Origin of the sequence: Oerskovia sp. NPDC060338, assembly GCF_042726295.1 — a bacterium.
GTDB classification, from domain to species: domain Bacteria; phylum Actinomycetota; class Actinomycetes; order Actinomycetales; family Cellulomonadaceae; genus Oerskovia; species Oerskovia merdavium.
This window is the reverse complement of the sequence record NZ_JBHXCQ010000003.1, coordinates 248,759-265,482: the sequence shown is the minus strand read 5'-3', so window position 1 is coordinate 265,482 and position 16,724 is coordinate 248,759. Positions and strand designations below refer to the sequence as shown.

13 protein-coding genes and 1 pseudogene are annotated in these 16,724 nt (G+C 72.6%); 9 read left to right on the top strand and 5 right to left on the bottom strand.

Translation table 11 applies throughout. From position 1 onward, the window contains the following. The first annotated feature begins 29 nt into the window (after window positions 1-29). Both nudC and ACFWGN_RS05315 read left to right on the top strand, forming a co-directional pair. Window positions 30-1,103, top strand: coding sequence for an NAD(+) diphosphatase (gene nudC, locus ACFWGN_RS05320; RefSeq protein ID WP_377616002.1), 1,074 nt, complete (start codon window positions 30-32; stop codon window positions 1,101-1,103). Between the two features lie 43 nt (window positions 1,104-1,146). Then, window positions 1,147-1,296: a DUF2776 family protein gene (locus tag ACFWGN_RS05315; RefSeq protein ID WP_191802836.1), complete on the top strand. Its 150-nt coding sequence runs from the start codon at window positions 1,147-1,149 to the stop codon at window positions 1,294-1,296. Between the two features lie 158 nt (window positions 1,297-1,454). On the opposite strand, the gene ACFWGN_RS05310 is transcribed toward ACFWGN_RS05315, so the two are convergent. Both ACFWGN_RS05310 and ACFWGN_RS05305 read right to left on the bottom strand, forming a co-directional pair. Then, entirely contained in the window at window positions 1,455-1,721 is a 267-nt protein-coding gene (locus ACFWGN_RS05310; protein WP_377616001.1) for a mycoredoxin, read from the bottom strand. 182 nt (window positions 1,722-1,903) lie between these two features. Beyond that, window positions 1,904-2,305 (bottom strand): hypothetical protein, encoded by a 402-nt coding sequence (locus tag ACFWGN_RS05305; RefSeq protein ID WP_191802838.1) that lies wholly within the window; start codon window positions 2,303-2,305, stop codon window positions 1,904-1,906. A 139-nt stretch (window positions 2,306-2,444) separates the two neighbouring features. On the opposite strand from ACFWGN_RS05305, the gene ACFWGN_RS05300 reads away from it, so the two are divergent. Together ACFWGN_RS05300 and ACFWGN_RS05295 are read left to right on the top strand one after the other, a co-directional pair. Continuing rightward, window positions 2,445-4,466, top strand: coding sequence for an ATP-dependent DNA helicase UvrD2 (locus ACFWGN_RS05300; RefSeq protein WP_191802840.1), 2,022 nt, complete (start codon window positions 2,445-2,447; stop codon window positions 4,464-4,466). A 468-nt stretch (window positions 4,467-4,934) separates the two neighbouring features. Continuing rightward, entirely contained in the window at window positions 4,935-5,360 is a 426-nt protein-coding gene (locus tag ACFWGN_RS05295) for a WhiB family transcriptional regulator (protein ID WP_377616000.1), read from the top strand. On the opposite strand, the gene ACFWGN_RS05290 is transcribed toward ACFWGN_RS05295, so the two are convergent. Beyond that, window positions 5,346-6,443 (bottom strand): ThiF family adenylyltransferase, encoded by a 1,098-nt coding sequence (locus ACFWGN_RS05290; RefSeq protein WP_377615999.1) that lies wholly within the window; start codon window positions 6,441-6,443, stop codon window positions 5,346-5,348. The two genes, ACFWGN_RS05295 and ACFWGN_RS05290, sit on opposite strands and share 15 nt — an antisense overlap. Window positions 6,444-6,677: 234 nt before the next feature. Here ACFWGN_RS05290 and ACFWGN_RS05285 point away from each other — a divergent pair. Further along, window positions 6,678-7,232, top strand: a pseudogene (locus ACFWGN_RS05285) (SprT-like domain-containing protein); the annotation flags it as partial. Between the two features lie 152 nt (window positions 7,233-7,384). Here ACFWGN_RS05285 and ACFWGN_RS05280 read toward each other — a convergent pair. Beyond that, entirely contained in the window at window positions 7,385-8,854 is a 1,470-nt protein-coding gene (locus ACFWGN_RS05280) for a zinc-dependent metalloprotease (RefSeq protein WP_377615998.1), read from the bottom strand. A 70-nt stretch (window positions 8,855-8,924) separates the two neighbouring features. Between ACFWGN_RS05280 and ACFWGN_RS05275 the strand changes: the two genes are divergently transcribed. Together ACFWGN_RS05275 and ACFWGN_RS05270 are read left to right on the top strand one after the other, a co-directional pair. Then, window positions 8,925-10,100 carry an NAD-dependent epimerase/dehydratase family protein gene (locus tag ACFWGN_RS05275; RefSeq protein WP_377615997.1) on the top strand — a complete coding sequence of 392 codons (1,176 nt, stop codon included), beginning with the start codon at window positions 8,925-8,927 and terminating at the stop codon, window positions 10,098-10,100. Between the two features lie 160 nt (window positions 10,101-10,260). Next, window positions 10,261-11,400: a PDZ domain-containing protein gene (locus ACFWGN_RS05270; protein WP_377615996.1), complete on the top strand. Its 1,140-nt coding sequence runs from the start codon at window positions 10,261-10,263 to the stop codon at window positions 11,398-11,400. Between the two features lie 107 nt (window positions 11,401-11,507). Here ACFWGN_RS05270 and ACFWGN_RS05265 read toward each other — a convergent pair whose 3' ends face one another. Continuing rightward, window positions 11,508-12,137 carry a PPA1309 family protein gene (locus ACFWGN_RS05265; RefSeq protein WP_377615995.1) on the bottom strand — a complete coding sequence of 210 codons (630 nt, stop codon included), beginning with the start codon at window positions 12,135-12,137 and terminating at the stop codon, window positions 11,508-11,510. A gap of 229 nt (window positions 12,138-12,366) precedes the next feature. Between ACFWGN_RS05265 and ACFWGN_RS05260 the strand changes: the two genes are divergently transcribed. After that, window positions 12,367-15,384 carry a UPF0182 family protein gene (locus tag ACFWGN_RS05260; protein WP_191802849.1) on the top strand — a complete coding sequence of 1,006 codons (3,018 nt, stop codon included), beginning with the start codon at window positions 12,367-12,369 and terminating at the stop codon, window positions 15,382-15,384. 234 nt (window positions 15,385-15,618) lie between these two features. Next, the gene (locus ACFWGN_RS05255) at window positions 15,619-16,650 is read left to right on the top strand and encodes an aldose 1-epimerase (RefSeq protein ID WP_377615994.1); all 1,032 of its coding nucleotides are present in this window, start codon (window positions 15,619-15,621) and stop codon (window positions 16,648-16,650) included. Window positions 16,651-16,724: the final 74 nt, after the last annotated feature.

Below are 16,724 nucleotides of genomic sequence, written 5' to 3'. Positions count from 1 at the left end.
GCGCGCCCGGCGTGACCTACGGTCGACAGGTGACCGACCAGACCTTGCCCGCAGCCCCCGTCCCGACCCCGCAGTCCCCGGCGGGACCCTTCGCACGCCCCAGCGCGTTCGCCGCGCACCTGCCGCTCGCCGACTCCGCGCTCGACCGTGCGGCGCATCGCCGCACCGAGGAGGGTCTGTTCGCGACGCTGCGCGCGGACCCCTCGACCCGCGTGGTCCTGCTGCACCGGGGGCGTCTCGCGGCCGGGCCGGACGGCCTCGCGCTCGCCACCCCTCAGGACGTCGCTGCCGTTCCCGAGCCCCACGCGGCCACCGGCGACCACAGCAACACGCCGCGCTGGGTCTTCCTCGGCGAGGACGCGCCGTCGGGCACGTCCTTCCTGGCCCTCCTCCTGCCCGACGACGCGGACGACCTCGACCTCGACATCGAGGGCGTGGACCCCTCGGGTCCGCTGTCCGTCCTGGTACGGGCGCACGAGTGGGCGGGCCTGCGCGAGCTGGCCTCGCGCCTCGGTCCGCTCGACACGGGGCTCGCGACCGAGACGGTCGCTCTCGCGGCCTGGCACGCGGCCAACGAGCGCTGCCCGCGCTGCGGCGAGCCGACCGTCCCGGTCGCGGCGGGCTGGGTGCGGCGCTGTGTGGCGCAGGACATCGAGCACTACCCGCGCACGGACCCGGCGGTCATCATGGCGGTCGTCGACCCGGGTGCGGGGCCCGGCCAGGACCGGCTCCTGCTGGGCCACGCCGCGCACTGGCCAGAGGGACGCTTCTCGACGCTCGCCGGCTACGTCGAGCCGGGCGAGGGGCTCGAGCAGGCCGTGCGGCGCGAGGTCGCCGAGGAGGTCGGGGTCCAGGTCGGGGAGGTCGTCTACCGTGCGAGCCAGCCGTGGCCGTTCCCGGCCTCGCTCATGCTGGGCTTCACGGCCACGGCGCTCACGACGGACATCCGGCCCGACGGCGAGGAGGTCACCGACGCACGCTGGTTCACCCGGGCGCAGCTCACCGAGGCCACGGAGAGCGGGGACGTGAAGCTGCCGAGCCGGTCCTCGATCGCGCGGGCGCTCGTCGAGGAGTGGTTCGGGGGGCCGCTCGCGGGGGAGTGACCTACCACGGGGTCGTCCAGAGTGCTCGACGGGCCGATCCTCGATGCCCCTGTTCTTCGCGGCGTTCCTCTTCGAGGCGACCATGACCGAGCCAGGCTTCTTCGTCGGCGCGCACGTCCTGGTCGGGCTCGGCGCGGTCTGCTTCACGCTCTTCTCGATCGTGTCGATCCTCGAGGCGGGAACCTCGAAGTAGCCGGTCAGCCGGGCACGTGCGGGCTGCGCGTGCGCGCGACCGCGGGCTGCGGAGCACGATCCGAGCACGGCAGAAGGCCCCGGACTCCGGTCCGGGGCCTTCTGCGACGACGACGTGCCGCGTGGTGCGCGACAGCACCTCGTCCGGAAGCGGGGAGGTCAGGCCGCGAGGCGCTCCTTGACCTGGGCGAGCGACGGGTTGGTCGCCGCGGTCCCGTCCGGGAAGACGACGGTCGGCACGGTCTGGTTGCCACCGTTGACCTGCTCGACGTAGGCCGCGCTCTCCGGGTGCTCCTCGATGTTGACCTCGGTGTACCCGATGCCCGCGGAGTCGAACTGGGTCTTCAGGCGACGGCAGTATCCGCACCAGCTCGTCGAGTACATGACGATCGATCCGGCGTCGGGGGTGGTCGGGGCCGTGGCCATCGGTGCTCCTTCGTTCGCGGGGCCCGGGCGTGCGCACGGGCCGGCAGCCGCGCCGGGTGCGGGACCCGGGTGCTGCCGTCGTGGGCAACGTCCGCGGGGGTGCGGTTGTTCCCCGTCGGGCGAGGGCGGTCTTCGTCGGGGGTGCTCGGCTCGGCGAGCTCCCGTGCGCGACCGTGCCGGCGTCAGCGCCGTTCGGCGAGGTCGGTGACCTCCTCGAACGGTGTCCCCAGGCCGACCACGGCATCTCCTCCGGTGACCCCGGCCTCGATCACGACCGCGACGACGTCGGTGGTCGCCCAGGTCTGGTGGACCTCGCCCCGCTCCCAGACGACTGCCTCGCCGCTCGTCAGGGCGAGTCTCGTCTGCTCGGGGCCTGTGCCCGAGGACACGACGGCCTCGCCCGAGACGACTGCGAAGACCTGCGGCGCCGTGGCGGGATGCTCACCCAGCGTGCCACCCGCACGGACGCGGGCGACGTTCACGTGCGTCCGCTCGGAGTGCTCGACCAACGGGAGGAGCGTCATGTCGACTCCCGAGCTCCCGAACCGGTCGATCGTGTGCTGGGGAAGGCGGAAGATGCGCATCGGTCGATTGTGGCAGCGCTGGCACGCCTCGTCCCGGTCGCGCGTTCCCGGTCGCGCTCGACGGCGACCGCGCCCGACGACGACCCCACCCTGTGGAGAGTGGCGTCCGGTGTGGGCGGCGGCTGAGAGAATCGACGTGATGCCGAACGAGTCAGCGGACCAGATCCTCGAAGCCCTCGACCCCGACCAGCGTGATGTCGCCCTCGCGTTGCACGGGCCCGTCTGCGTGCTCGCGGGTGCGGGCACGGGAAAGACACGAGCCATCACGCACCGCATCGCCTACGGCGTGCGGACGGGCGTGTACACGCCCACGAGCGTGCTCGCCGTGACGTTCACGGCCCGAGCCGCGGGCGAGATGCGCACGCGACTGCGCGAGCTCGGCGCCACCGGGGTCCAGGCCCGGACGTTCCACGCCGCGGCGCTGCGCCAGCTCAGCTACTTCTGGCCCAAGGTCGTGGGCGGCGCCCCGCCGCGCATCCTCGAGTACAAGGCGGCCGTGGTCGGCGAGTCCGCGCGGCGGCTGGGCCTCGGCGTGGACCGCATCGCGGTCCGTGACCTGTCCTCGGAGGTCGAGTGGGCCAAGGTCTCGCTCGTCACGGCGGACGACTACGTGAAGGCGTGCGCGGCGATCGACCGCCCGGCGCCCGCGGGGTACGACCACCAGACGGTGGCTCGTCTCATCGCCTCGTACGAGGAGGTCAAGACCGAGCGCTCGGTCATCGACTTCGAGGACGTCCTGCTCATGCTCGGCGACATGCTCTCGTCGCAGGGCGCCATGGCCGACGAGGTCCGGCGCCAGTACCGCCACTTCGTGGTCGACGAGTACCAGGACGTCTCCCCGCTCCAGCAGTTCGTCCTCGACCAGTGGCTCGGTGGACGCAAGGAGCTGTGCGTCGTGGGTGACCCGTCGCAGACCATCTACTCCTTCACGGGAGCCACTCCCCACCACCTCCTCACCTTCCCCACGAAGTACCCGGGCGCGCAGGTCGTCAAGCTCGTCCGCGACTACCGCTCCACGCCCCAGGTCGTGACGCTCGCGAACCAGCTCCTGGCGCGTGCGGGGCGCCGCGGGGGAGCACACCAGGCTCTCGAGCTCATCGCCCAGCGGCCCTCGGGCCCGCCCGTCGCGTACGTCGCCTACGACGACGACGAGGCCGAGGCCAAGGGCGTCGCCGCGCAGATCGGGCGGCTCCTGGCCGCGGGGACGCGAGCGAGCGAGATCGCGATCCTCTACCGCACCAACGCCCAGTCGGAGGGGTTCGAGCAGGCGCTCGCGGACGCGGGCATCGCCTACCTGGTCCGTGGCGGGGAGCGTTTCTTCCAGCGCAAGGAGGTGCGTGACGCGATCGTGCTGCTGCGCGGCGCGGCCCGGTCCGCGGACCCGGCGGTCCCCATGCCGGAGACGGTCCGCGACGTGCTCATGTCGGCCGGGTGGGCCTCCGAGCCGCCGTCCGCGCGGGGCGCGGCCCGCGAGCGCTGGGAGTCCATGCAGGCACTGGTGGCCCTGGCCGACGACGTCGCGCGCGTCGCACCCGAGGACGCGCCTCCCACGGTGGCCTCGTTCGTCGCGGAGCTCGACGAGCGTGCGTCGGCCCAGCACGCGCCCACGGTCGAGGGCGTGACGCTCGCCTCGCTGCACGCGGCCAAGGGGCTCGAGTGGGACGCGGTGTTCCTCGCCGGGATGAGCGAGGGGCTCATGCCCATCTCGCTCGCGGAGACGGACGAGGCCGTGGCCGAGGAGCGACGCCTGCTCTACGTGGGGATCACGCGTGCCCGTGAGCACCTGCAGGTCTCGTTCGGCCGGTCCCGCAACCCTGGTGGGCGGGCCACGCGCCGTCGCACCCGGTTCCTCGACGGCCTGTGGCCCGACGACGAGCAGTCGCGCACCCCTCGACGCAGTCGCGCCAACCAGAACAAGGTGCACCTCACGGGTGAGTACGACCGCGCGCTGTTCGAGCAGCTGCGCGAGTGGCGGCTGTCGGTCGCGCAGGAGACGGACAAGCCGGCGTTCACGATCCTCGTGGACACCACGCTCGCGGCGATCGCCGAGACGCGTCCCTCCTCGGTGCCGGACCTCGCGAAGATCAACGGGATCGGACCGGCCAAGATCGAGAAGTACGGCGAGACCCTGCTGGACATCGTGGCGCGATCCGGGGCCTGACCTGGGGGTCGGGCGGACCCTTCGCGGCCACCCGAAAAACTCGTCGAGAAGAATCTCGATAAATAAGTTGTGCCCCCTTCCGAGGGCGGCATATGGTTCAGGAGTCCTTGTAGGAGAGGCGCGCGCCGAGAGGCGAGCGCTCGACGGAGATTGGAGGTGGGTGAACATGGTGAAGCAGATCCTGACGACGAACCCGACACATGTGTCGGCCGATCCGAGCAACCGCGCACGACGCGGCGGATCCCTCGTCATCCGCCCCGCGCCCGACTCCGCACTGAGGACGTCGCCGGTCTAGTCACCGGCACCACCCTTCTCAGGCCGCGGAGTCCACCTGGACCCGCGGCCTTCGTGTTTCTCCGAATGCGATCGTCTTCCCGGTCAGCCGTCCACCATCCCGGACGCGACGACCATCTGCGGGTCCTGTGACAAAGAAGTTCACACGCAAACAGGACATCACTGGAGGACATCGTGCGGCTCACCGCGCTGCTCGACAACATCACTGCCCAGGGCGGATCCGGCCCCTGGACTCCCCATCAGCCCCTCTCCACCCCCCTCGGTTCGTCCGACGCGGCCGAGTTCGACCGGCTCCTCGCCGGTCTCCTGCCGTGCCGGACGAACGACCCCGAGCTCTGGTTCGCCGAGCAGTCGACCCAGGTCGAGCAGGCCAAGGCCCTGTGCCAGGCGTGCCCGCTCGTCGCGGGCTGCCTGGCCGGCGCCCTCGAGCGCCAGGAGCCGTGGGGCGTCTGGGGCGGCGAGGTCTTCGTCGACGGAGCCGTTGTCGCCCGCAAGCGTGGGCGTGGACGGCCGAGCAAGGCCGAGGTCCTCGCCCGTCAGGCCGAGGAGGCGGCTGCCCGCGGGGCAGCCGGGTCCGTCTCGGCATCATCGGCGGCCTGACGACATGGCCGCCGCACCCGTCAGGCTCGAGCACCCGCACCGCGGGTGGCTCACCACCTCGCGCAGCCTCGGCACGGCATCGGGAACACCGATCTCGATGCAGGCCGTGGCTGCGCGGGGCGTCAGCCCGTCGAGGTGCACGAGCACCTGGCTCGCGGCGATCGCCGAGCCGACTGCTGCCAGCGTGGTCTCCTCGACGTCGAGGACCTCGCGCTGAGGATCCCGGAGCTGGTCCGCGAGCTGCGGCCACTGCGGGTCGAGGTCGGCACGATGCCCCTCGACGCACCGGACGCACGGCGTCCGCCCCGGTCGGACGAACGGTCCGACCACCACGTCAGCCTCCCGCACCACCACAGGTAGGTGCGGTGTCCCGTCGCCTGTGAACCGCCCGTACCTGTCGGGGCGAAGCACGCGGCGCTCGACCACCACGACCACGTCCGGGCGCTGCGCGTGGGGCGAGACCCAGCGCGAGGCGTTGACCACCCGGGCCCGCACCTGCGGTGCGAGGTCCGCGAGGAGCCGCGCGGCGGCCTCGCGGCGAGGCATCCCGACGTCTCGCGGCCGGTAGCCGCCGAGCCCGACGTCGGTCGCCTGGACCGGCGCGGCGTCGTCGAGCAGGAGGGTCCCGACCCCTGCCGTGGCGAGGACGACCGCGGTCCCGACGCCCAACCTTCCCAGGCCGTCGATCGCGACGGCCGCGCTCGCGCGGCGGGACAGCGTCGCGTGCCCTGCCGCGTCGGGGCGCAGGAGCGAGAGCGTCGCGGCGTCGGCCGCGCCGCGTGCGGGCGCGGTCACGTCCTCGCGCACCTCGTCCGGCTGCCCGACGACGAGGAGCGCCTCGCGCAGATGGCGCAGGATCGCGCGTTGCCGCTCGGGCGGGATGGCACGGACCTCGGCCGGGGCCAGCAGGAGAGGTCGGGAGGAGCGGTCGTGGTCGAGGAGCCACGCCTCCTCGTCCTCGCTCAGACCGCTCAGGAGCACGCTCCACCGGTCGTCGGTGCCGTACTGCAGCTCGCCGGGGCCGCGGCGCAGCACGATGGTCCCTGGGCGCAGCCGGACGGGGAACAGGGATGTGTCGACCATGGGCGTCTCCTCGGCTGTGGGCTCTCGGAGATGCTCCGTCGGAGCCTGCGCGGTTCAGCCTGCCAGCGCCCCGCCCCTCGCGAACGTTGTCCACAGCCGCGTCTGCACAGGCCTGCCCCGTCCGCGGCGCGCGGCCAACGCTTGACCGTTTCTCGACGGTTTCTCGCACACGCGTCGCAGAATCGTCGGCGTGGTCTATGGCATATGTCACGATGAACCACTACGGTCTGTGCCGTGGCCTACGAAGCCGAGCGAGGTACCCAGGGTGGTGCCGAGACGTACGTCGAGGTGCGCCGGAGCCGTCGTCGCAAGAGCACGGTCAGCGCATACCGCGACGGGGAGCGCACCATCGTGTCGATCCCCGCGCGGTTCACGCGAGCCCAGGAACGCGAGTGGGTGCAGCGGATGCTGGACCGGCTCGCGGACAAGGAACGACGGCGCAGGCCCTCCGACGCCGAGCTCGTCGCGCGCGCCACGGAGCTCTCGACCAAGTACCTCGACGGACGGGCGCACCCCACGAGCGTGCGCTGGTCCAGCAACCAGGGCCGACGCTGGGGCTCGTGCACCCTGATCGACGGCAGCATCCGGATCTCGACGCGCGTCCAGGGCATGCCCGAGTGGGTCCTGGACTACGTGCTGCTGCACGAGCTCGCGCACCTGCTGCACGCTGGGCACGGCCCGGGGTTCTGGGCTCTGCTCGAGTCCTACCCGCGGACGGAGCGTGCCAAGGGCTTCCTCGAGGGGGTCTCGTTCACCCGTGACGGCGGTGCCCCCGAGTCACCGGACGACGACAAGGGTGCCCCGCCTCACGTCGAGGTCGAGGCGCACCCTGCGCCGGCGCAGGACGCCGCCGCACCGGAACCCGCTCCACGGGCGACGCCCGACCGGCACGCCGTGCCGGCCGGACGCGGCGCGCAGACCCCCGCGAGGCAGGCCGCGCGCTAGGTGCGCGGGGAGCCGTCGGCCTCGGTGTCGTCGGTCGAGCCGTCGGCCTCGTTGAAGATGTCCGCGAGCGCCTTGTCGAGGTCGGTCTGCTCGGCCTGGACCTCGGCGCGCCGCGACTGGTAGCCGGACGGGTCGTCGAGGTCGAGCGGGCTGGGCAGCAGGTCCGGGTGGTCCCACACGGCGTCGCGGGCGTCGGCGCCGCCCTGGACCGCGATGAGCGCCCACAGCGTCGCGGCGTCGCGCGAGCGCCGCGGCCGCAGCTCGAGCCCCACGAGGGTCGAGAAGATCTGCTCGGCGGGGCCGCCGGCCGCCCGCCGGCGGCGCAGCATCTCGCGCAGCGGTACGGCGTGGGGAAGGTGGGGGAGCGCGGCCTGTGCGCTGACCTCGTCGACCCAGCCCTCGACGAGCGCGAGCGCGGTCTCGAGCCGGAGCAGCGTGGCCTCCTGCTCGGGGGTGTTCTGGAGGCCGAACACCCCACCCGACAGCGCGTTCTGGAGGGCGCCCGTGTCGGTCACGTCGATGTCGGAGAGCTGGGACTCGAGCGCGTCGAGGTCGATCGTGATGCCGCGCGCGTACGCCTCGACCAGCCCGAGCAGGTGCCCGCGGAGCCAGCTCACGTGCGTGAAGAGGCGCGCGTGCGCGGCCTCGCGCAGCGCGAGGAAGAGACGGACCTCCTCGAGCGGTGCGTCGAGCCCCTCGGCGAAGGCCGCGACGTTCGTGGGGAGCAGCGCAGTGGCGGGCTCGGGGAGCAGCGGCAGCCCGATGTCCGTCACGCCGAAGACCTCGCGCGACATGGTCCCCGTCGCCTGCCCGATCTGCATGCCGAACACCGCGGAACCGAGCCGGCGCATCATCTGTGCGGGGTCGAAGTCGGCGCCGAGCGCGCCCGCAGGCAGCCCAGGGATGCCGAACGACCCGGCGTCGAGCGCGTCCCCGCCGCCGGGGAGCTGGTCACGCAGGACCGTGGAGAGCGCGTCGGCGACCGACGACGCGACGGGGGCGGCGAGCGCGTTCCACGCGGGGAGCGTCTTCTCGACCCACTCCGACCGGCTCCACGCGTACCGCTTGCCTCCCGCGGGCGGGAGGTCGGTCACGGCGTCGAGCCACAGCTCGGCGACCGACAGGGCCTCCGTCGCGGACCGCACCTGGGCGGGCGTGAGCGACGGGTCTCCCTCTGCGACGGCCACCTGGCGCGCGATGTCGTGCGCGACGTCGGTGTTGACCGGGCCGTTGCCCGAGCTCGCGAGGAGCCGCTGGACCTGGGCGAGCACGTGCTTCATCGCGGCCGGGTCGTTGCTCAGGCCGCTGCCGGCGGCGAGTGCCGCCGGGTCGAGACCGCGTGCACGCAGCTCGCGCAGCGCTTCGTCGGCGTCCGCGCCGAACATGGATCGCAGGAGTTCTTCCCACTGCGCGTCGGGCTGGTCGCCCGCGCCGGAGGCGAACTCGTCGGGCGGTTGGCTGCTCATCGGGGTCTCCTCGGGATAGCGTCAGGAATCACCGTAACCACAATCTGGGACCAGCAAGGGGGCGCGAGGCATGTCGGAGGGCTCGGTTCGCTCACGGCGCAGCGCGCCGGGGGCAGGGACGCCCGGTCCGTCGAGCGCGCCCGGGGAGGACGACGGACGGGCGAGCGACGCCGTCGGGCAGGGGGACGGCACGGCGACGGACGCCGCCTCGGACGGTCAGGGCGAGCGCCCGGGCGCCGACGACACGACCGTGGTCGTGGGCGAGGGGCGCGTCGCGGCGCTCGTGCGTGAGGCGCTCGGCGGGCGGGGCCAAGAGCGGGCGCCGGCCGAGGCCAACGACCTGGCCGCGCCGTGGATCGCGGGTGCGCGGACCGTGGTCGTGGTCGCGCCCGCGGGGGAGTTCGGGATCAGGGCGCTCAAGGGCGAGACGCGCCGGGCCTTCCTCGTCGAGCAGGCGCGCCGTGTCGTCCGTGCGGCCGCCGCGCACGGCGTGCGCCAGGTCGTGGCGGTCACGTCCGCGACGGTGCACGGCGCGAGCGCCGACCGGCCCGTCGTCGAGGACGCCGACCCCGTCTCTCCGGACGCCGCAGGATTCGTCGCGGACCTCGTCGCGTTCGAGGAGGCGCTCGCCCACGAGGTGGGGCTGGCGGGCGAGCCCGTGCGGCTCGCCGTCCTTCGCCCCGCGGTCGTCGTCGGCCCCGAGGTCGACACGATCCTCACGCGACACTTCGAGGCGCCTCGCCTGCTCGTGGTCAAGGGCAGCGAGCGCCCCTGGCAGCTCGTGCACACCGACGACCTCGCCGCCGCGGTCCGCCTCGTCGCGGACGGAGGGCTGTCCGGGACGTTCACGGTCGGGGCGATCGACGAGCTCGGCGAGCCCGACGTGGTGACTCCTGCCGAGCTGGTCGAGCGCACGGGGCTGGCGACCGTGAGCCTGCCCGCGGCGACCGCGTTCGGTGCAGCCGAGCGGCTGCACCGCGTGGGCGTGCTGCCCTCGCCCGCGAGCGACATGGCGTTCGTCGTGCACCCGTGGACCGTCTCCGCGCGCGGCCTGCACGAGGCGGGCTGGGTGCCTGCGTGGTCGAGCGCCGAGTGCGTCGACGTCCTCATGGACGGTGTGCGCGGCCGGATCGCAGTGGGTGGCCGTCGTGTGGGTGGCCGGGACGCCGCGGCGCTGGGGGCCGCGGGGGCGGCGGTCGCGTTCCTGGGGACGGCCGCGATCTGGCGGCAGGCCCGACGGCGGTGAGCCGCCTCGGGCGGTGGCCTCGCCCAGGGCGGGCCTCTCGTCGGGCGTGCTCCCCGTGAGGTGAGGGGATCTCCCGGCGTGCGCGACGTCGTCGGGGGCTGGCAGGAACCTCACGGCCCACCGCCAGCGAACCTTCAGGATTCTCGGGGATGATAGCGACGTGACAGAACCGCTCGCCCCCCGAGACCCGCACGAGCCCGCGCCCGGCGCCGACCCGTTCGGCCCTCCGCCCGAGGACGACTACACGCCTCCTCCCGTGACGCGCCGCTCGCTCACGCTCGGGATCTCGTTGCTGGCCACGACCCTCCTGGTCGCGGGCCTCGCGGTCATGCCCGCGCCCTACGTGGTGCGCTCGCCCGGCCCCACGCAGGACACGCTCGGCGAGCAGAACGACCGCGAGCTCATCCAGATCGAGGGTGCTGAGACGTTCGACTCGACGGGCGAGCTCCTGCTGACCACGGTGTCGGTCGCAGGCGGCCCCGGGTACCCCGCGAACCTGTTCCAGGTGGTCGAGGGCTGGGCCCAGCGGTCGCGGTCCGTGCGCCCCGTCGAGGAGACGTTCCCGCGCAACGTGACCCAGGAGGAGACAGCCGAGGAGAGCCAGGCCGAGATGCTGTCCTCGCAGGAGACAGCGACCGTGGCCGCGCTCACCGAGCTCGGCTACGAGGTGCCCGCGACGCTCACGATCCAGGGCGCCGCGAAGGACACGGGCGCGGCCGGCGTCGTCGAGGAGGGCGACGTCATCACGTCGGTCGACGGCAAGGAGGTCGTGACCTACCAGGACCTCATCGACGAGCTCGCGACCGTGACCCCGGGCGAGGACGTGGTGCTGGGCGTCGACCGCGACGGCGAGGTCGTGGACCTCACGATCACGACGCAGGAGGCCGACGGCAAGGCGATCCTGGGCGTCTTCATCGACCCCGACTTCGAGCTGCCGATCGACGTGAAGATCCAGATCGACGACATCGGCGGCCCCTCGGCGGGCACCATGTTCGCGCTCGGGATCATCGACCAGCTCACGCCCGAGGACGAGGCCAACGGCAACGTCATCGCGGGCACCGGGACCATGAGCGTCGAGGGGAACGTCGGGCCCATCGGTGGGATCCAGCAGAAGCTCTACGGTGCGAAGCGCGACGGTGCGACCTGGTTCCTGGCCCCCGAGTCGAACTGCGACGAGGTCGTCGGGAACGTGCCCGAGGGCCTGAACGTCGTCAAGATCGCGACGCTCGAGGACGCGCGTGACGCGATGGTGGCGATCGGCGAGGGCGAGGGCGCGAGCCTGCCGACGTGCACCTCGTGACCGCGAGGACCTGACGGGCCGCACCGGGACGGCTGCCGACCCGGCTGCCGGAACGACGACGGGGCCGGACGACCACGGTCGCCCGGCCCCGCCGCCGTGCTCTGCGACTACTCGAACGTGGCGCGCAGCGCCTCGATGAGACCGGGGACCAGGTCCGGCCCGAACGCCACGTCCGTCCCGTCGTCGTTGGCCCGCGTGCGGACCGCGCACCACGGGGTGCCGTCGCGCAGGACGCCGACCGCGAGGCGCACGTCCTGCCGGTCCGGGTGCGAGGACAGGTAGGCGAGCGCGGCCGCGGGATCGGTCGGCAGGCCCTCCTCGGCCGAGGGCGGCAGGATGACGCGCTCGGCGACGATCGCGGCGCCGTCGACCGTCGGCGGCCACGACAGGGTGCCGAGCAGCTCCTCGAGCGTCTCGGCGTCGGGCAGACCCTCCTGCTCGACCGAGACCAGGTGGTCGGGGATGCCGCGCGCCGCGGTCACGACCTCGGGCGGGAGCTGGTCGGCCAGGCCGGGGTTGGCGGCGATCGCGTCGGCGGTACGCACGAGCGCGAACACACGGGGCGGCGAGTCCCAGCCGTCGGCCGCGACGTGGGCCTCGACGTCGCGGACGGCGTCGGCGAGCGCGAGCTGGGCGAGGGGGACGATCGGCGCGGGGGCGTCGTCGGGCACGCCCGTGGGGGCGGGCGCGGTGAGGTCGTCGGGCTGGTTGGGGGCCGGGGCGGTCGTGTCGGGCATGGCACCAGCATGTCAGGCCCGACGGCGTCGGCGCAGTCGGCGGGTCCGGTCCGAGGTCCTGTGGGAACCTGGAACCGCTGCGGGCCGTTGACGGAATGGACGGCCTGTGGCCGGACCCTGTCAGGGCTGTGGACCACCTGTGAGAACAGGAGGTCGGCGCGAGCGACGGGGGCCGGTGCAGACGCCCGACGACCTGACGCTCGACCGAACGCAAAGAGGTAAGCCCACCGTGTCATTCGCCGCAGCGCCACGACGCCCCGCAGGGCGCGAGGCCGGCTCCAAACGACGACGTAGCCCGCTCGGCATTGCCGTCGCAGTCGTGGCCGCCCTCGTCCTCCTGCTGTTCCTGCTCGCCCAGTTCTGGACCGAGGTCCTCTGGTTCACCCAGCTCGGGTTCGAGGACGTCCTGTGGACCGAGTGGGGGACCCGCGCGGCGCTGTTCGTCGGCGGCTTCCTGGTGATGGGAGGACTCGTCTTCCTGTCCCTGTCGCTCGCGTACCGCTCGCGCCCCATCTACGCACCCTCGACGCCCGAGCAGGCGACGCTGGACCAGTACCGCGAGGCCGTCGAGCCGCTGCGCAAGGTCGTGACCGTCGCGGGGCCGGCCATCATCGGCTTCTTCGCCGGCGCGGCGGCCTCCTCGCAGTGGAGCACGGTGATCCTCGCGCTCAACTCCGAGCCGTTCGGCACCAAGGACCCGCAGTACGGGATGGACATCTCGTTCTTCGTGTTCACGCTGCCCGTGCTGCGCTTCGCGGTCGGTTTCCTCATGGCCGCGGTGATCATCGCGGGCATCGGGGCGCTCGCGACGCACTACCTGTACGGCGGCCTGCGCATCGGCGCGGGGGCCGGGAACGGGCCGCGCACCACCAAGGCGGCGCGCGTGCAGCTCTCGGTGACGGCTGCGGTCCTCATGCTCCTCATCGGCGCGAACTACTGGCTCGACCGCTACTCGCTGCTGACCTCGTCGGGTGACAAGTTCGACGGCGCCTCGTACGCCGACGTCAACGCGGTGATCCCCTCGAAGGCGATCCTGACCGGTGTCGCGATCCTCGTGGCGCTGCTGTTCGTGCTCACGGCGATCCGCGGGAACTGGCGCCTGCCGGCGATCGGGGTCGGCCTGATGGTCGTCTCCGCGATCGCGATCGGCGGCATCTACCCTGCCGTCGTCCAGCGCTTCCAGGTCGCGCCGAACGCCCAGGAGTTCGAGGCCGAGTACATCCAGCGCAACATCGACGCGACCAAGTCCGCGTTCGGCCTCGACGACGTCGAGGCCGCGAACTACGACGCGAAGACCGAGGCGGAGGCGGGCGCACTGCGCGCGGACGCCGACACGACCGCGTCGATCCGTCTGCTCGACCCGCAGATCGTGAGCCCCACGTTCCGCCAGCTCCAGCAGAACAAGCAGTACTACAACTTCCAGGAGACCCTCTCGGTCGACCGGTACATGATCGACGGCGAGAGCCGCGACACCGTGATCGCGGTCCGCGAGCTCGACCTCGACGGTCTGGGCGCGAGCCAGCGCAACTGGGTCAACGACCACACCGTGTACACGCACGGCTACGGCGTCGTCGCCGCGTACGGCAACCAGATCGGCCCGGGCGGACAGCCGGCCTTCTACGAGGGCGACATCCCCTCGGTGGGCTCGCTGCCCGAGTACGAGCCGCGCATCTACTTCAGCCCGGAGTCCGACCAGTACTCGATCGTCGGCGCCCCCGAGGGCACCAAGTCGTGGGAGTTCGACTACCCGGACGACGACGCGGGCGGCCAGGTGACCAACACCTACGGCGCCGAGGACGGGGCCGTCGCGGGCCCGAGCGTGGGCTCGTTCGGCAACAAGCTGCTCTACGCGCTCAAGTTCGGCTCCGAGCAGATCCTGTTCTCGGAGCGCGTGACCGACGAGTCGCAGATCCTGTACGACCGGTCGCCGCGCGACCGCGTCGCCAAGGTCGCCCCGTACCTGACGCTCGACGGCAAGGTCTACCCGGCCGTCGTCGACGGACGCGTCAAGTGGATCGTCGACGGCTACACCACGACGAACTCCTACCCGTACTCGGCGTCGCGTCCCCTCGACGAGGCGACCCAGGACACGCTGACGGCGACCTCGCAGTCGGTGGCCGCGCTGGCGCCGCAGCAGGTCAACTACATCCGCAACTCGGTCAAGGCCACGGTCGACGCGTACGACGGTTCCGTGGACCTGTACGCGTGGGACACCGAGGACCCGATCCTCAAGGCGTGGGACAACGTGTTCCCGACGTCGCTCAAGCCGATCTCCGAGATCAGCGGCGACCTGATGAGCCACCTGCGCTACCCCGAGGACATGTTCAAGGTCCAGCGTTCGCTCCTCACGAGCTACCACGTGGACGACGCCCGCGAGTTCTTCTCCGGTCAGGACTTCTGGAACGTGCCGCGGGACCCCACGGCCGAGGGCACGGGCAACTCCAAGCCGTACCAGCCGCCGTACTACCTGACGCTCCAGATGCCGGGTCAGGAGGCTCCGGCGTTCTCGCTCATGACGACGTTCATCCCGGGCGGCAACTCCGACCGCGAGATCCTCACGGGCTTCCTCGCGGTCGACGCGGAGGCCGGGAGCACCGCGGGCGTCAAGGCGGACAGCTACGGCAAGCTCAGGCTGCTCGAGCTGCCACGCAACGCGACCGTGCCTGGACCCGGTCAGGTGCAGAACACGTTCAACTCGAACCCGACGGTCTCCAACGAGCTCAACATCCTCAGCCGAGGCAACTCGACCGTGATCCACGGCAACCTGCTGACGCTCCCGGTGGGTGGCGGCCTGCTCTACGTGCAGCCGGTGTACGTCCAGGCGTCGACGGGGACCAAGTTCCCGCTGCTGCGCAAGGTGCTGGTCAACTTCGGTGACCAGGTCGGGTTCGCTGACACGCTCGACGAGGCCCTCAACCAGGTCTTCGGCGGCGAGTCGGGGGCCGACGCCGGGGACGCCGGGGGAGAGGTCCTGCCGGAGATCCCGACCGACGGGGAGACCACCCCGCCGGCCGAGGGCACCGATCCCGGGACGGGCACCACGCCGGACACCGGGACCGAGGCGCCCGAGGCCAGGGCCCGCCTGGACCAGGCGCTCCAGGCAGCCAGCCAGGCGATCAAGGACGGCCAGGCCGCCCTCGCCGAGGGTGACTTCGCGGCCTATGGCGAGTCGCAGGAACGCCTCCAGACCGCCCTCGAGACGGCCATCGCGGCCGAGCAGGAGCTGGGGGGAACCACGACCCCGTGAGACGGCGCCCCGGCACGGGGTGCTCGGACGGTGGTCGGCCGGTGAGGTGACCGGCACGACGACGGAGCGCCGCTCCCGATCCGCAAGGGTCGGGAGCGGCGCTCCGTCGTGTCTGGGCCCGCCACGGCTCAGGACCGCCTGCCGAGGGTGTCGGAACCGCCGCCGGGGTGACGACACGCGGTACCAGAGGGCGCGGCTTGTCATTTCTGGTACGGCAGGCAAACATTGGGCCTCATGACCAGTGCAACCGTTTGCAGCAACGCTTACATCGTCGAGGGGGTGCTCGGCTCGCTGCCGACGGTCGCACTCGTCCATCCGAGCGGCGCCGAGCTCGTCGTCGCCCTGCGTGGCGCGACCGTGCTGGCCTGGCGGGCGCCGTGGGGTGCAGGCTCCGAGGAGCGTGAGGTCCGCGACCTGCTCGACGGCTACGCGGCCGAGTCCGAGCTGCTCGCGCAGGAGGCGACGCGCTCGGGGCTCATGCTCCCGTTCGCCAACCGCGTGGCTGCGGGCACCTACACGTTCGACGGCGTCACGCACCACGTCCCGCCCGCATCGGGCGAGGTCGGCACCCTGCACGGCTTCGTCCGGCTCCAGGACTGGGAGCTCGTGCCGGGCGTCGACGCGGAGGACTCCGTCGACGGGGCGGTCTCGGTGGAGCTCGCGACGCGCGTCCGGTCGACCGACGTCGCGGGCTACCCGTTCGACCTCGAGACGAGGATCCGGTTCGAGCTGACCGAGGAGTCGCTCGACGTCACCTGGTCCTACCGCAACGTGGGACGGCTGGCCGCGCCGGTCACGGCGGGTTGGCACCCGTACTTCCGCGTCCCGGGCCATGCCACGATCGACGCGCTCGAGCTGCACGTGCCGGCGCGTGCGACGGTCGCGACGGACGCGGGCCTCATCCCGCTCGACGGCGAGGCGGCCCGGGAGGTGCGTGCCGCCGTCGGGCCGCTGGGGCTCGCCGGGACCACGCTCGACACCGCGTTCACCGACCTCGTGCCCGACGCGGACGGCCTGGCGCGCACCCGGGTCCTCGACCCGGCGACGGGCGCCGGGGTCGAGGTGTGGCAGGAGCGGGGCAACATGCACGTCTACACGGGCGATGGGCTGGGCAGCCGGGCGCGGGCGTCGATCGCGCTCGAGCCGGTCGAGAGCCTGACGAACGCCTTCAACCGACCGGACTGTGCACAGCAGGTTCGGCTCGCTGCGGGCGAGGAGCGCGAGTTCCGGTTCGGTGCCCGTGTGATCGCTCCGCGCGAGGGCTGAAACGGGGGGCCGGGGTGCCCGATTTGGCGCCTCGGCCCATCTCCCGTAAGGTTGTGTTTACCGACGCGGGGTGG

Coding starts and splice junctions, on each gene's coding strand:
- ACFWGN_RS05265 (WP_377615995.1), bottom strand. CDS start 12,137: ATGCCCGACACGACCGCCCCGGCCCCCAACCAGCCCGACGACCTCACC.
- ACFWGN_RS05305 (WP_191802838.1), bottom strand. CDS start 2,305: ATGCGCATCTTCCGCCTTCCCCAGCACACGATCGACCGGTTCGGGAGC.
- ACFWGN_RS05280 (WP_377615998.1), bottom strand. CDS start 8,854: ATGAGCAGCCAACCGCCCGACGAGTTCGCCTCCGGCGCGGGCGACCAG.
- ACFWGN_RS05275 (WP_377615997.1), top strand. CDS start 8,925: ATGTCGGAGGGCTCGGTTCGCTCACGGCGCAGCGCGCCGGGGGCAGGG.
- ACFWGN_RS05300 (WP_191802840.1), top strand. CDS start 2,445: ATGCCGAACGAGTCAGCGGACCAGATCCTCGAAGCCCTCGACCCCGAC.
- ACFWGN_RS05310 (WP_377616001.1), bottom strand. CDS start 1,721: ATGGCCACGGCCCCGACCACCCCCGACGCCGGATCGATCGTCATGTAC.
- ACFWGN_RS05255 (WP_377615994.1), top strand. CDS start 15,619: ATGACCAGTGCAACCGTTTGCAGCAACGCTTACATCGTCGAGGGGGTG.
- ACFWGN_RS05315 (WP_191802836.1), top strand. CDS start 1,147: ATGCCCCTGTTCTTCGCGGCGTTCCTCTTCGAGGCGACCATGACCGAG.
- ACFWGN_RS05290 (WP_377615999.1), bottom strand. CDS start 6,443: ATGGTCGACACATCCCTGTTCCCCGTCCGGCTGCGCCCAGGGACCATC.